This is a genomic window from Coleofasciculus chthonoplastes PCC 7420 (assembly GCF_000155555.1).
Lineage (GTDB): Bacteria > Cyanobacteriota > Cyanobacteriia > Cyanobacteriales > Coleofasciculaceae > Coleofasciculus > Coleofasciculus chthonoplastes_A.
The window spans coordinates 246,035-261,551 of record NZ_DS989845.1; the positions used below are offsets into that span (position 1 = coordinate 246,035).

Here is a 15,517-nt window from a genome sequence, read left to right on the forward strand (position 1 = left end):
TACACTTACTGCACTAATTCTAATTCCTTTAAAGCCCTCTCCAACGCCGCTGTTTCAAAATTGAGTGTCAGCGCTCCGTGAAAATTTGGTTTTACGGTAATATCATCTATCGTGTAAACATTGACAAAGCCAAACTGTACGGCTTTAATATCAGTTTTGCGAGGAATTACATCCACATATTTTTTAAGATAATCTTTACTCAGATTGACTGCCACATCAATCCGATGATAGTTGCCGACATTAACAAAGCCAAACATTTTGATATCAACTTGAGATTGTTCTTCATTTAACTTCTCTTGCAAGGTAAATGTCCCGGTTTCAATTAATTCCTCCATCTGGTCTATGTCTGCCAAATTTTTCTTGTAGACTGCCAATAATTGCGCGATTGTAGCGTCATCCTGATTTTCAAGTACGAGATCGAGATTCACACCTAACTTTTCTTCCTTAACTGTTGCCTTAAGGAACGCGATCGCGTGATTCTTAAGTTCTGTTTGGTTTTGATTATCACCTTGAACCGCTCGATGTTTTTGGTTGCCGTTATCCAGTAAGTTGAATTTTACAAAAAGCTTGTCAATTCCCAAGATTTGCTTTTGAATCGCCAACACCAGCATGGAACGAAGGTTATACCGTAGTTCGCCAATCGGATCAACTAAGGGAGTTGCGTAAAAATAAAGTACCAGTTAGGAAAGCTGTATTAATCAATTTAGTCAAGCTTGATTGGTATATTATTAAGCCGCAAGTCCCTAACCACCAAATTTTGCGAATAGGCGAAAACCTGGGTAAATGGTTGCCGCGATGCCAGCGATACTTTAATTTCTGATAAGGCAGGTAGCGATCCAAAACTGCCATCTGCCAGTAGGGGATTTGAATCAACAGTTTTCCCGATTCAAACGTTAATTGATAGCGTAGATTGGATTCGACTTGAATCTCAACCTCATAAAGATGAAATAGACTGGTACGCTGACCCAGTATCCCGATGTGAAAATCTCGGAGAAAATAGACAACGGCATCAAGTTGCTGTAATATTTGTTTTTTGATGGGGTTGAGCGACAAGTTATCACCGAGTTTTAAGGAAACGTGATAGGCTTCCTCCAGAGGACGGACTTGGCTTGACGGAATCTGTCTGCGGTTCAATGATTCACTAACTGCCTGGTTTTGATGGTGTAACGCATCAGCAGTGTGGCGGGTAAACTCGTCGAGAAATGTGGTATGGGCGGGGTTATTTGGGGAGAAAGGTTTGGTCATGATGCAAGAGCCGTCAACAATGGTGTTATGATTCGTGTTGCTCAAGATTGAGTTTAGCGTAGTCGCTCGGCACAGCTACAATTGTCGGATAGATTTTACGGTGAAATCGGTGAAATGGGCGCACGGCGTCAAACCCCTCACCCCCAGCCCCTCTCCCACGCCAGCCCTCACCCCCAGCCCCTCTCCCAAGCTTGGGAGAGGGGAGCAAGAGGGGAGCAAGAGAATCCGATCCCCCTTCTCCCATGCAACAAAAGCGAAGCATCCTCTGTCATCCCTCCTCGCAGGGGGGAACGAGGGGGGTTGGGAGAAGGGGTTAGGGGATGAGGGGGAAAATGTCAAGGAGTAGATAGACATAGCTGAAAACCTTGCCAGCATTAATCTTAATTCTGTGATATTCGTTCTAAGATTTCTCGCGTCACACCAGCCCAATAGTCATCCTGATACTCTAGGAATAGGTCTAAGGCTGTCTGTAAATTCTCCCTCGCTTCGGTGTAGTTTTCCTGGGCTTCTGCCAGTAATCCTAACTGGTGATAGGTGCCAGCTTGAGAATAGCGATCGCTAAATTCAATAAAAATATCCAGAGCCTGCTGATAGTATTGCCTTGCCTGCTCATACTCCCTTAACTCTTGGGCAACTATTCCTAACTGGTGATAGGTGCCAGCTTGTTCGTAGCGATCGCTAAATTCAATGTAAATATCCAGAGCCTGCTGATAGTATAGCTTTGCCTGCTCATACTCCCGTAACTGGAGGGCAACCATTCCTAACTGGTGATAGGTGCTAGCTTGAGAGTAGCGATCTTTAAATTCAATCTTAATATCCAGAGCCTGCTGATAATAGCTCTTTGCCTGATCATACTTTTGTAATTCTTGAGCAATGATTCCTAAGTTGTGATAGGTGATAGCTTGAGCGTATCGCTCACTAAATTTAATAAAAATATCCAAAGCCTGCTGATAGTAGCTCTTTGCCTGCTCATACTCCTGTAATAGATAGGCAACGGTTCCTAACTGGTTATAAGTGCGAGCTTGAGCGTAGTGATCGCTATATTCAATAAAAATATCCAGAGACTGCTTCAGGTAAGCTTTTGCTTGCTCATATTCCCATAAATCTTGGGCAACCCTTCCTAACTGCCCATAGATTTTAGCTTGATTGTAGCGATCACTAAATTCAATCCAAATATCAAAAGCTTCCTGATAGTATACCTTTGCCTGCTCATACTCTCGTAATTCTTGAGCAAGTTTGCCTAATTGTCCATAGGTACTAGCTTGGGAGTAGCGATCGTTAAATTCAATCCAAATATCCAGCGCTTGCTGATAATAATCTTTTGCTTGATCATACTGCCGTAACTCTTGGGCAAGATATCCTAAATTGTGATAGGTGATAGCTTGAGAATAGCGATCATCAATATCTTGGTCAATTTCTAAACATTCCTGATACAAGTATTCTGCCTTTTGAAATTGTCTTAAGTCTAGATAAACAGTACCCAAATTTACTAATGCCGTGGCTTCCCTGCGCCGATTCTCTACTTTCCGGGATAGCGTTAACGACTGCTGATAATACTCAATCGCCCGATCAAATTGTCGTTCCTGCTGATAACTCTCACCTAACTGATTAAAAATCCTGACTTGAAACCCTAAATCATCCGGCTTCAACACCTCGGCTTCGCTCGGTGTTGACACCTCGGTTTCGCTTGGTGTTGACGTTGAGCAAAGAGTTGACGCTGAGCGAAGTCGAAGCGCCAACTTCAGCGCCGCCTCTAAATACTCCCTAGCTTTTTCAGGTTTCCGCTGAGTCAGATATGCCTTACCCAACTGTTCTAAAATCTCCGTATAATGCTGCAGATTTTCCCCCGTTGCCTGTTCTCCCGTGGGCTGATAATCCATCAACAGACGCTCAAGTAATTCCACTCGTTCTTGTTGTTCTGGTGTGGCGATTCGAGGGAATGACTCCGCTGGCTGAAACGCCCGTTCTATAGCCATCTCCTGCATCTGGGGAGATGTTTTAAACCGAAAAACGCCCGATGTCCACGCCCAAAAATCCGGGGCAAATTTAGCTAACCGAGTAATTGCATAATCAGGCAGAATAAACAGTAAAGGATGGGGAACCGTGCGTTTATAGGCATCGCGGACAAAGTTCAGATCCACTAACACCGGGGGATGCTCTCCAAACACACCAATCGACTTCGCTAATCCCTTAATCACTACTACTATCTTTTTATCCGCTTCCGGCTGAATCTTCTCCAACTCTTGCACCAATTCATCTCGGAGAAAGCGCAACTTCGGATCAGCAAATTCCAGAATCACCCACTGAATCCCCTGACAATCCTCATGGCGGGTTAAGGCTTCAATCAGCAGATCCTGATCTGGGGGAAAATTCACCTCAATAAACCCCAGAGTAAAGTCTTCAGCAAAGTCAATAAACGTCAGCAGTTCGGCAAACTCGGCTTGATTCCGTGCCAAAAACTGTCCGATTTCCTCATACTGTCTGCCCCGATTGGATAGCGGCGAGGGCTTTTTGGAAGAATTCATTTTGCTTCACCACAGGATTAGGATAATTCCAGCGTTTGTCGCCGTTATATTCTAGAACAGATACATTAAAGAGCATCAATTGACCCAACTCATCTTTACTGACGTTTTTCGTCAGGCAAACGTGAGCCAATAGGGGATAATGCTCATCCGGGATAAACCGTTCAAACCCAAACTGTTGTTGCTTAATTGCATAGATAACATCCTCACCATTAATGGTCTTATGGTTACGGGTACTGGCAGTACGACAAGCCGTTCGCATCATCTGCATCAGTTGGCGCACATGACCCCCACTCGCTTTTGCCATCTCTAACAACACCTGGCGAGATTCAAACACATTCTCCACCTGAACCCGCCGTTCAATTAATCCCGCCATCGCCTCTAATCCGGCGGGTTTATAGTCCAAATCACAGCGTTCCCGTTCAAATTCATAAATCGTCACCATCGGGACAATATGGGGGTCACTATCCCATTGTTTAAGCGGGTTTTTCGGGGAACACAGCACAGAAATCGGGACGGTATAAATTAGGGTACAATTCAGGTCTTGTAACTGGGTGGCATAATCGAGAAATAAATGGTCAGCCACCTCTACGGGAATCCGATCCAGGTTATCAAAAATAATCAGTAACCCTTTATAGTCGGGGAACTTTTGGCGCAGTTTAATATAAGCATTTCCCAATAACAGATTAACATCCGCCTTGAGTCGGGATAAATCCTTCTCCAAGGTTTGACGAATCGTCTTTTTCTGCTTATTTGAGCCTTTGATTTGCGCCAGCAACTTAACCAAGAGTTTGGCAATAAAGGGTGCATCAGCACCTAAGCTAGCTTCTCCCGTAATACTGACTGATTTTTCTACCGTTTCCTCCGTTTCTTGGGTAACATCCTTAAACCAAGCTTCAAACTGCTGGAGAAGTTGAGCATCAAAAGACAAGCCGTGTTTGCGGAGTTCAAATTCGACTTGCTTAATCACAATTAAATATAAATCCGTGTAGCGAACATCATTAATATCCGTTTCCTCATTAACTTCCAGATAGATAACATAATAATCATCCCGCCAGCGCTGTTGAATCCGTTTCAATTCCGTACTTTTGCCACAGCCACGATGTCCAGTGAACAGAATCGTGGTATTTTCTCCAGGTTCCTGGAAGTCCAAGATAGTGCTAACACTATCCACAGCAGAGGATTTACGCACCGGGGATAAATCGACATAATAGCGCTCCATTTCTGCGGGTTCCAAGGGCGCTAAGTCACAGGCTTTAAACGCAGCTTTCAGGGTATTGGCGCGGGGATAATCAGATTGAGTCATCAGAGTTGAGAAAATAGCGATCGCCTGAATCCTGATTATAGTTGAGACGAGTCACCGATTAAGGGGTGTGGGGAATCTGTGCCACGACGCTCTAAGCATCCTCCACCACGATGGATTAGGGTCATTGGTGTCAACTTAAGGTGAAAGTCAATGCTGGCAAGGTTTTAAACTGGGGCTATCTACTTCTTGACATTTTCCCCCTCATCCCCTAACCCCTTCTCCCACCGTGGGGAGAAGGGGAACCGGACTCTCTTGCTCCCCTCTCCCGTCCAAAAAAAGCGAAGCATCCTTTGGCTTCCTCCTTTTTAAAAACCAGTAGATTATACTTGTTCCCCATTCCCTGAGATTGATGTCAAACTCAGATCATTCCCCAACCAATATCGTCAACGTTAACCCTGCTCAGATTCAGGCGATGGAAACTCACGCCGAAAGCACCTACCCAGAAGAATGTTGTGGTTTGTTATTAGGTCAAATTAAGGGGGAGGTAAAAACCCTAGTGGAAGTCTTTCCCACAGAAAATGCTTGGGATACTCAGGCGGCGGAAGCCTTTCAAGGGGTAAACGGTTCACCCCGTCAGTCAGGGACGAAACGGAATCAGTTTAGCATTGCCCCAGAGGTGATGTTGAAGGTACAGAAGCTCTCACGCGATCGCGGATTAGATATCATTGGGATCTATCACTCTCATCCTGACCATCCAGCCATTCCCTCAGAATTTGATCGGGCGATCGCATGGCAGCGTTATTCGTATATTATAATTTCCGTTCAACAGGGTATAGCTTCTGACCTGAGAAGCTGGACTCTTGATCCCCATCACCAGTTTCAGCCTGAAGAAATTATCACGGTAAAGGAACCGGGGAAAGGGGGAGCTGAGGGAGCAATGTAGAGACGTGCTATGGCGCGTCTGGGAGCTGGGGAAGCTGAGTAAGCTGGGGAGGTTAACTCACGCACCATGCCATGCCCTTGAACGAAGCTAAGGGTCACGCGCCATGCCCTCGAACCAAGTGCAGGGTCAAAACTTCCCCAATCACTGATCGCTAATCTTACCAAATTGCCATGTTAAATCCCAATCTGGAAGAAATCCAACTAACCAAAGAAGAATACGAACGATATTCTCGACACCTAATCTTGCCGGAAGTTGGACTAGAGGGACAAAAACGCCTCAAAGCGGCGAGTGTTCTCTGTATCGGTACCGGAGGACTCGGTTCACCCCTCTTACTGTACTTAGCCGCCGCAGGTATCGGACGTATCGGAATCGTAGATTTTGATATCGTCGATAGTTCCAACCTGCAACGTCAGGTGATTCACGGGACATCCTGGGTAGGGAAACCGAAAATTCAATCGGCAAAAACCCGGATTCTAGAAATTAACCCCTATTGTCAAGTTGATCTCTACGAAACCCGCCTGACATCCGAGAATGCGCTGGATATCGTGAAACCCTACGATGTGGTTGTCGATGGAACCGATAACTTTCCCACCCGTTACCTCGTCAATGACGCCTGTGTAATCCTGGGTAAACCTAATGTCTACGGTTCCATCCTGCGGTTTGAAGGACAAGCCAGCGTCTTTAACTACGAAGATGGACCCAATTACCGCGACTTGTTCCCCGAACCCCCACCACCCGGAATGGTTCCTTCCTGTGCCGAAGGTGGCGTTTTAGGCATTTTGCCCGGAATTATTGGACTCATCCAAGCCACAGAAGCCGTTAAAATTATCCTGGGTAAGGGGACAACCCTCAGCGGACGGTTGTTACTGTACAACGCCCTGGATATGAAATTCCGGGAACTGAAACTGCGACCCAATCCAGTACGCCCCGTTATCGAAAAATTAGTAGACTACGAACAATTCTGTGGCATTCCCCAAGCCAAAGAACAGGAGGCGCAACGGTTAATGGCAATTCAAGAAATGACTGTTCAAGAACTCAAGCAATTGTTGGATAGTGGAACCAAGGATTTTGTCCTCGTTGATGTCCGCAATCCCAATGAATACGAGATTGCTAAAATTCCCGGTGCTGTTTTAGTCCCATTACCGGATATTGAACAGGGTTCAGGTGTCGAAAAAGTTAAGCAACTCCTAAATGGTCACCGCTTAATTGCCCATTGTAAAATGGGAGGACGTTCGGCTAAAGCCTTGGGTATTCTCAAAGAATCCGGAATTGAAGGGATCAATGTCAAAGGAGGCATTACCGCTTGGAGTCGGGAAATTGATCCGTCTGTACCGGAGTATTAAACATTAGTGTCAACTTAAGCTGAATGGCAAGGGGAGCGGGGGGAGCTGGGACTTATAGCACTACGCACTCTAGTTAGGACATAAAAGAAAAATTCAAATCGCTCAATCCCTTGATGATTAAGAGTTTTTCTTCACTATTGCATAAGACACTATTGCCTATTCCCTGGCGCGTAGCGCTATAAGTTGAATGGCACTGAAATAAGCATTAGGGAATCGCCGAAACCTTTGATAGATCGTAGTGGCGTGGCACACCTTATTTGATGAATTAGAATGGGAGACCCGAAACCGTAGGGGCGCAAAGACTTGCGCCCGATTCAATGGTCAAATCTAATCCACAATTTTAGCTGTGCCACGCCGCCATCGTGGGTTTCGACTTCGCTCAACCCATCAGCATACCAGTCAGTGGCATTCGACTTAAGTTGACACTCATGGGCTGTAGGGAACAGTTGAACCCGATAAACGTTCGTAATTTAAAGGTTATTGTCAATCCCAGCGAAATTATTATAATGCAAGCATCTTGCTCGCTACTAATACGATTAATTTATTTAGGGCTTGCTGCATAAAATCCAAGCCTTTATATTTATCTCTTTACCAATGACATAAGACGAATGACAAATGACAAATAACGAATATTCATGCTGAGAAAAAATAAACTGGTTCTACGGGTAACATTAGCCCTAATTGTTATCCTGATGAGTGGGAGTGTCATCGCCTATTCTCTGTTCGTACAACACAATCTCTGGCTGGCAAAAGCACCAGTGGGGGCAAAACTCGTTCCTCAAGATACCCTGATCACAGCCTTAGTGTCTACAGACAGCAGTAAATGGCGACAATTGCAGCGATATGGCACACCCAACACTCTAGCGGCGTTCGTCAGACAACTCGCCCAGCTTGAGAAAAATCTGCTAACAGACAACGGCTACGACTACGAGGATGATATCCAGCCGTGGTTGGATGAAACGGTGATGATTGCCTATCAGGGGGATAGTACATCTGCACCAGAAACGGAACCGGAGCAAACGTCCCCTGTCACGCTACCGTTTATCAAACTCCCCGACTTAATCATCTTACCGATTGATAACCCTGCCCACGCTAAAGAAATTGTGGCTAAAACCACGTCTCAGAAAGTGACTCAGTTTGGCGAGAGAACCTATCGCGGGGTTCAGATTCGCGAAACCCAAAAGCCCAATAGCCAAAACTATTCGGTTACTGTTTTGGAACGGTTTGTCGTGGTTACGTCAAATCCCCAAACCATGGAACAAGTGATTGACACCTATAAAGGGGTGAAATCTGTGGCATCTACGCCGGGATATATCGAGGCTTTAGCCACAATTGACACCACCCAGGCGTTTGCTCAAGTGTACTTAAACCTACCTGCGTTCACCGCCACCGCTGCTGCCAACTCCGCGCGATCGCTCCCGCCGGAACAGTTGGCTCAAAGGCAACCCCAGCAAGGGCTGGTGACGAGTATTTCCTTGGAGTCGGATGGGATACGTTTTCGCGGCATGTCTTGGCTGAAACCGAATAGCCAAAACGCCTATCCTATTGAAAATACCAGTAGTCGTTTACCCAGACGCCTCCCTGCCAATACCCGATTAATGCTGAGTGGTAGTAATTTCGCCCAATTGTGGAATAGTTACGCCCAAAACGCCCCCTCTAATCCCCTGATCCCCATTCCCCCAGCGAATCTGAGTGCCGGGATACAGACAACTCTGGGCGTAGATGTACAAGAGGATTTATTACCCTGGATGGCAGGTGAATGGGTAATCGCCCTCATCCCCGCGACTGAGGATTTGCTCACACCCCCAGAAAACCAGCCGCCACCCATGCTAGGCGCAGGTATCACCGTCATGATTCTATCGAGCGATCGCGCGGCTACAGAAAAAGCATTCCAGCAGCTTGATCAAGTGATGGAAACTCGCTATCAGTTGACGGTGGAAAACACCCAACTTAATAATCAACCAGTGGTACGGTGGACATCTCCCCTAGGAGGCATTACCGCTACCCACGGCTGGTTAGAAGGAAATATCGCATTTCTCACCTTCGGCGCACCCATTGCTGATGCCATTGTTCCTCAACCCCAAGCCCCCTTGACTCAAACACCACTGTTTCAGCAAATCGTACCCACCAAACCCAGTCCCCACAATGGTCAAGTTTTCATTGAGGTTGAGCGTCTCTTAAATCGAGATAATTTAAATTTGCCTCAACTTCCCTCTCAACTTGATCAGATGATGCAGGCAATCCGCGCGATCGGTTTGACGACAGCCGTCGAAGATCAGCAAAATACACGCTTTAATTTATTTGTCAAGCTCAAAACGATACTACCGTCCAATCCAATTCCGGTGCCTTCTTCTCCGATACCCTCCCCTTGACGTTTTCTAAGGGCAGATCTCTCGAATCTTTCCCATCTCCCAGACGTGCCATGGCACGTCTCTACAACCACATCTCTCTCATCTTCCCCAGCTTCCCCAGCTTCCCCAGCTCCCCCTGCTCCCATCCCCAACAATCCAGAAAATCGTTATGATAATGTTTTTCGCCTCTCGTCAAGGGCAACAATCCCGATAGGATAATATAAGCGCGGCATTTCATTTCTAAACGATTAAGTCGAGAAGCGTATTTATGGATCTAGTTTCACTCCAAAACAGCTTAGATAATATTTCATTTGCAGTTCTCCTAGTCACCATGCTCCTGTATTGGGTTGGTGCAGCCTTCAAGAACATCCCCTATCTGCCCACCTTGGGCGGAACGGGTATGATTATCGCCAACCTCTGTATCGCCGCCTTACTCGGTGCCCGTTGGCTGAGTGCGGGGTATTTTCCCTTAAGCAATCTCTATGAATCCCTATTTTTCTTAGCCTGGGGCATCACCGCGATGCATCTGGTAGCGGAAAAAATGAGCGCGAGTCGTTGGGTGGGCGTGGTTACATCTCCAGTTGCCATGGGAATTACCGCCTTTGCCGCCCTGTCACTACCATCTGATATGCAACAGGCGGAACCGTTAGTTCCGGCGTTGAAATCCAACTGGTTGATGATGCACGTCAGCGTGATGATGCTCAGTTACGCCACATTAATGGTGGGATCACTATTAGCGATCGCCTTTTTAGTCGTGACTCGGGGTCAAAATGTTGAACTGCGAGGGAGTTCCGTGGGTACAGGTGGCTTCCGCCGTAAACCGGAATCAACGGGGACGGCTTCCTATCAGCTTAAACGGAATCAGGATAACCTTCAGCCCCAGGGTAGTGGTGATAATGGGCCAATGGCGATGAGTTGGCAAGACACGTCAGGTTCGACAAGTACAGCCGTTCTGGATGCTGTTACCTCTACACCTGAATTGGCTAGCCTTCCCACCCTTTCTCCCCAACGCCTAAACTTAGCGGATACGTTAGATAATATTAGCTATCGGATTATCGGGCTAGGATTTCCGTTGCTGACAATTGGCATTATTGCTGGTGCAGTTTGGGCAAATGAGGCATGGGGTTCCTATTGGAGTTGGGACCCCAAAGAAACCTGGGCATTAATTACCTGGCTAGTCTTTGCCGCTTACCTTCATGCTCGCATTACCCGAGGGTGGCAAGGACGCCGACCAGCAATTTTAGCGGCAACAGGATTTGTTGTAGTCTGGATTTGTTATCTTGGGGTGAATCTATTGGGTAAAGGATTGCATTCCTACGGCTGGTTCTTCTAGGTATTCCAGGATTAATCAACGCGACGACCAAATCGCTTACTCCTGGATGATCCAGCGCATGACCCAATTTGTAAATCATTAAGCACACAAGTAGAACGTTAATCGGGGAAAATGGGCGTAGATAATCAGTTTGAGCCACTCGCTAGTGGTGAAGTCTTATCCGTTGACGAATCAGCGCAAATCTTAATTGGGCATCGTACCTTTCGAGTAAGCGAATTGGCGGACGCGATCAAAACGCAGCTTGAGCATGGATTGAGCGAATGGACTCAAGACAAAAATGCCTGGTTTAGTGAGGAGGGTATCTCCTGTGAAGTCTTGCGATTTAGTTCTGGTGGCTGGCAAAAAGGCAAGGTGAGAATCAATCTGGAATTTTGTCCTCAGGTGGCTGAGGATGAAACACCAGTAGCACCCGTCAGTGGAGACACTGAGACTGAGGATGAGTTGGCTGAGGAAGAGTCCTCAATCAGCATGGATGAGGACTTTGATGTAGAACAGCCGTCGATGAGTCTGGATGAGGCGGATCATGAGTATGAATTATCTGCTGAGGATCAACAGCAAGACAGCCTCGGTGACTTCATGGATGAGGGGACAAGCTTTTCCATGGAGGGGCTAGAAGAAGAGGAGCCACCTGTTACCTTTGAAAGCGACTTCGATGAACTCTCTACCGAGGAGGAGGAAGAGCCATCCATCAGCTTTGAGAGCGATTTCGATGAAATGTCTCCCGGTGAGGAGGAAGAGCCACTTGTCAGCTTTGAGAGTGATTTCGATGAAATGTCTCCCAGTGAGGAGGAAGAGTTACCCGTCAGCTTTGAGAGTGACTTCGATGAACTCTCTGTTGAGGAAGAGCAAGAGTCACCTGTCAGCTTTGAGAGTGATTTAGAGGAACTCTCTGCTGAGGAGGAAGATACATCAGCTAGCTTTGATGATGAATTTGATGAACTCTCCAGCAGCATCGAAGAAGAGTTGGAGATGGAAGAGGAAAGCACCAGCAACGACGAGGAGTTGCTAGATTTGGGATCGATTTCCACAGAAAGTGAGAAGGAACTCGATTTTGATGAAACCTCTGCTAGTGATGAAGATGAGTTTGATTTAGGTGATTTTTCCTCCTTAGAGGAAGAGGAAGAGGAGGACAATGAGACAGACTCCCTTCTCGATGATGTTTGGCAAGAAATGAGTCAAGAAGGTTGGCAAAGTAATCAGTAACGTTCAGTAGGTTGGTGGAAATGAGGAAGCAGGGGGAGTTGGGGAAGCTGGGGAAGTTGAGGAAGCTGGGGAAGCGGGGGGAGCTGGGGACGATGGAGCCGTTATGATTTTAGCTCAAAACTCTACACCACCCTTTTCTCTATTCGCTCACGAATGACGAATGACAAATGACGAATGTCTCAACGTTCAGATTGGACGCTAATTCACGCCCATCTTCATCAAACGCTACAGCAAAGGCAGCTATTAGCGCCAAGTCGTCCTGTTTTGGTGGCGGTATCGGGGGGACAAGATTCCCTCTGTTTAATGAAACTGCTTTTAGATTTGCAGCCGAAGTGGAAATGGCAATTAGCGATCGCGCATTGTGATCACCGTTGGCCCGCCGACAAGGGGCTAGCAGATCACATTGAACAAGTGGCTCAGAGTTGGGCGATTCCTTTTTATCTGGAAATTGCGGATCAAGTGACTACAAGTGAGGGAGCGGCTCGACAATGGCGTTATCAGGCACTCGGTAAGATTGCCCAAACCTATCAATATCAATATGTAGTCACGGCTCACACCCAGAGCGATCGCGCGGAAACGGTTTTGTATAATCTGATTCGAGGGACGGGGGTTGATGGTCTCCAATCCCTGACTTGGCAACGTCCTCTGGTAGCCGGGGTACAGCTAGTACGCCCGTTGCTAGAGGTTACCCGTAGAGAAACGGGGGAGTTTGTGGAGCAACAGCACCTCCCGGTTTGGTTGGATGCCTATAATCAAGACCTCCGCTATGCTCGTAATCGCATTCGCCAAGAGGTACTGCCTTATCTAAAAACTCATTTTAATCCGAGGGTGGAAACGGCTCTGGGTCATACAGCGGAACTGTTACGCGCTGATGTGGAGTATCTAGAGACGGCGGCGCGATCGCTGCGAGAGCAAGCCATGGGTTCTATGAGTGAGAATGAACCCACTACGACGCTCAAACTTAATCGTTTAATCTTACGACAAGCTGATCTCGCCCTACAACGTCGTGCGATTCGGCAGTTTCTGACGATTGTCCAACCGAAAGCTACCAATTTTGAGCAAATTGAAGCGATTACGGCTTTAATTGAGGCGCCCAATCGCTCTCGCACCTCATCCTTTCCCGGAGGGGCAAGCGCTCAAGTCGAAGGGGATTGGATTATTTGGCGAAATAGCCAAGGGGACTAAGCTGTCACGCTTTCCCTACATTCCCGACACCCGACACCCTCAGCTCTAGGAAGCCGCCAGTTCAGGTGATTCCACCATGCTATCAACCGTTTGCCGCATTTCGGAAATGGCTTGGAGTTGATAATCGCCAACTTCCTGAATTTGATTCAGGGCTTCCGCAATCGCGTCGAGGATTTGGCGAATTTGATTCAGAGCCTCTTGCTTGGGCGGTAAGAGTTCTTGATACAGATTTACTTGACTCCACAGTTCAGCGACTTCCTGTTTCATCGAGTGCCAGTTTTCTTCCAAGTTTTGTAACTCAGAGTGTTGAGTTTCTTGCTCACTTTCTTGCTGAGTCAGCATTTCCTCGGCTTGGCTAATGCTTTGGCGCATTTGCTCAACTTGGTTTTCCAGTTTTTCCAGTTCGCTTTCCTGCTGTTGTCGCTGTTCCTCGAGCTGGTTTAAGACAGGACCGAGGTCGATTTTATGGGTATCGGTGCTACCCCCTTCACTAATTCCCTGGCGACGGCGTAAAACTCGATTATGCTGATTTAAAATCTCTTCCCTCTCCCGCAGGTTGCGGCGTTGACCGACGAGGGTTTCATCCAACATTTGGTAGCGGTCTTGCTCGTCGGCTAGCTCACTTTCCAAACTAATGCGATCGTACTCACTCGCATTATTAATTTTATCTTGCAGTTCTTCAACCGCTTGGCGCTGGAATGTGAGTTCCTCTTCCTGGTCGTTGACAAAGCGCACCACTCTCTCCAAATCTTGCTGTAAATTTTGCACGATTTCCTGGAGTTCACCTAGGGGCATATTTTCCAGCGCTTGAATGTCAACCTCTTGACTAATTTTGACATCGGCTGAACTGGTCGCTAAACGAGCAAGTTCTTGATGTAACTCTTGATGAGTTTGAAGTTGCAGGCTGAGTAAATGTACAGATTCCTGCTTCATCTCCAAGGCATTCCGCTGCACCTTCAATTCCGCTTGTGCCTCTTCATAAGAGGTTTGAACCTGCTCTAACTCTTGCTTACGCTGGTGAATGTCCTCAGCTTGCTCGTCAATTTCGGTTTGGCGTTGCTCTGCTTGTTGGCGCTGATTGTCTAGTTTTTGCCAGTCACTATCTAGTTCTGACTGCTGTTGATCAATGATGTCAAACGCTTGATTCAACTGTTCCCGCACAGTATCTGTAGGAGCGACAGCCGTCGATAGGCGATCGAGCAACTCCTGCATCGCCGCAACATCGTCCTCACTTAAACCCGAAGTTTGTTGCAGCTGTTCTTTTTGCTCATCCCAACGCCGCTGTTCACCGCGCAGATGTTCCCAAGCGCCTTCAAGTTCCTGTTGTTTTCGATCAAACTCCTCTCTGAGGCGTTCAGTTTCCTCTTTCGTACTTTCTAAGTCTTGACGCTGCTGATCGATTTGTTCAACCTCTTCCTCCATGGCTTGCATCTGTTCCAACCGCGCTTCCATTTCCATCTCGCGGCGGTTGAGTTCTTGACTTTGATACGTCAAGGACTGCTTCCACTGTTCAATTTCTTCTTCTTGACTTTTCGCCTTGTCCAACAGACGCGAAAAATTTTGTAAGATGCTCGCCAGTCTCGTCCCGGCTGGCTCAACTTCGCCTTGAATCCGATTGTTACTGACATTGACAATTGCCAAAGCCCCATCGCTCATACCACCGGCTTCGTCTCCTGGGATGATTTCATCACCTGGGACAGCGCTCCAACTCTGATCATTCCGCTGACAAGCCAGCAGTTTGAGTTCGGTCTTACTGCCGCCAAAAGGGCCAGTTTTCTGCTTTTTGACTTCTGCTAGATACAGCACACTGATCGTCCTCTTTACTTGTCTTGTACCCAATTCTTGACTAAGCCAACCTGAACTAAATCTTAGTTGATTGGGTTGCTGGTCGCACTGCTCCTGATGTTCTCAGAGCTAACCCTGATTTATAGACCGAGCAGCTTTGTCTACAATGCTAGCTTTTAGAAAGTGACAGAGGTAGCCGTGTCTTGGATTATTGTCCTGAATCTAAGCTACCACCGGATAGTCCTGACAGATCGAGAAATGCTACATATAGCGCTACGCGGGGAGGGAATAGGCAATAGGCTTTCTTGCAATAGTGAAGACAAAAGCTTACCTGACAAGGGATTGAGCGATTTGAATTTTT

At 47.0% G+C, this 15,517-nt stretch carries 11 protein-coding genes; 6 read left to right on the forward strand and 5 right to left on the reverse strand.

The window, feature by feature from the left end; all coding sequences use genetic code 11:
* Positions 1-5: 5 nt before the first annotated feature.
* From MC7420_RS08570 to MC7420_RS08590, 4 genes are all read right to left on the reverse strand, one after another.
* Positions 6-611, reverse strand: a complete 606-nt coding sequence (locus MC7420_RS08570) for a hypothetical protein (RefSeq protein WP_006099981.1) — start codon at positions 609-611, stop codon at positions 6-8.
* Between the two features lie 34 nt (positions 612-645).
* Positions 646-1,245: a hypothetical protein gene (locus tag MC7420_RS08575; RefSeq protein ID WP_006099658.1), complete on the reverse strand. Its 600-nt coding sequence runs from the start codon at positions 1,243-1,245 to the stop codon at positions 646-648.
* Between the two features lie 380 nt (positions 1,246-1,625).
* Complete coding sequence (locus tag MC7420_RS08585) at positions 1,626-3,770, reverse strand: tetratricopeptide repeat protein (protein WP_044205892.1); 2,145 nt, start codon at positions 3,768-3,770, stop codon at positions 1,626-1,628.
* Entirely contained in the window at positions 3,718-5,073 is a 1,356-nt protein-coding gene (locus MC7420_RS08590) for a P-loop NTPase fold protein (protein ID WP_006099862.1), read from the reverse strand. The genes MC7420_RS08585 and MC7420_RS08590 overlap by 53 nt, the downstream gene beginning before the upstream one ends.
* Before the next feature lie 349 nt (positions 5,074-5,422).
* Here MC7420_RS08590 and MC7420_RS08595 point away from each other — a divergent pair, with 349 nt between their 5' ends.
* From MC7420_RS08595 to tilS, 6 genes are all read left to right on the forward strand, one after another.
* The gene (locus tag MC7420_RS08595) at positions 5,423-5,956 is read left to right on the forward strand and encodes a Mov34/MPN/PAD-1 family protein (protein WP_006099860.1); all 534 of its coding nucleotides are present in this window, start codon (positions 5,423-5,425) and stop codon (positions 5,954-5,956) included.
* Positions 5,957-6,126: 170 nt separating this feature from the next.
* Positions 6,127-7,299, forward strand: coding sequence for a molybdopterin-synthase adenylyltransferase MoeB (gene moeB / locus MC7420_RS08600; protein WP_006099900.1), 1,173 nt, complete (start codon positions 6,127-6,129; stop codon positions 7,297-7,299).
* 635 nt (positions 7,300-7,934) lie between these two features.
* Entirely contained in the window at positions 7,935-9,671 is a 1,737-nt protein-coding gene (locus tag MC7420_RS08605) for a DUF3352 domain-containing protein (protein ID WP_006099799.1), read from the forward strand.
* A 247-nt stretch (positions 9,672-9,918) separates the two neighbouring features.
* Positions 9,919-10,983 carry a c-type cytochrome biogenesis protein CcsB gene (gene ccsB, locus MC7420_RS08610; RefSeq protein ID WP_006099717.1) on the forward strand — a complete coding sequence of 355 codons (1,065 nt, stop codon included), beginning with the start codon at positions 9,919-9,921 and terminating at the stop codon, positions 10,981-10,983.
* Between the two features lie 111 nt (positions 10,984-11,094).
* The gene (locus tag MC7420_RS34995) at positions 11,095-12,186 is read left to right on the forward strand and encodes a KGK domain-containing protein (RefSeq protein ID WP_006099726.1); all 1,092 of its coding nucleotides are present in this window, start codon (positions 11,095-11,097) and stop codon (positions 12,184-12,186) included.
* Between the two features lie 174 nt (positions 12,187-12,360).
* Complete coding sequence (gene tilS / locus MC7420_RS08620) at positions 12,361-13,371, forward strand: tRNA lysidine(34) synthetase TilS (protein WP_006099622.1); 1,011 nt, start codon at positions 12,361-12,363, stop codon at positions 13,369-13,371.
* 45 nt (positions 13,372-13,416) lie between these two features.
* Here the strand turns inward: tilS and hmpF are convergent, their stop codons facing one another.
* Positions 13,417-15,177, reverse strand: a complete 1,761-nt coding sequence (gene hmpF, locus MC7420_RS08625; protein ID WP_006099807.1) for a pilus motility taxis protein HmpF — start codon at positions 15,175-15,177, stop codon at positions 13,417-13,419.
* Positions 15,178-15,517 lie beyond the last annotated feature (340 nt).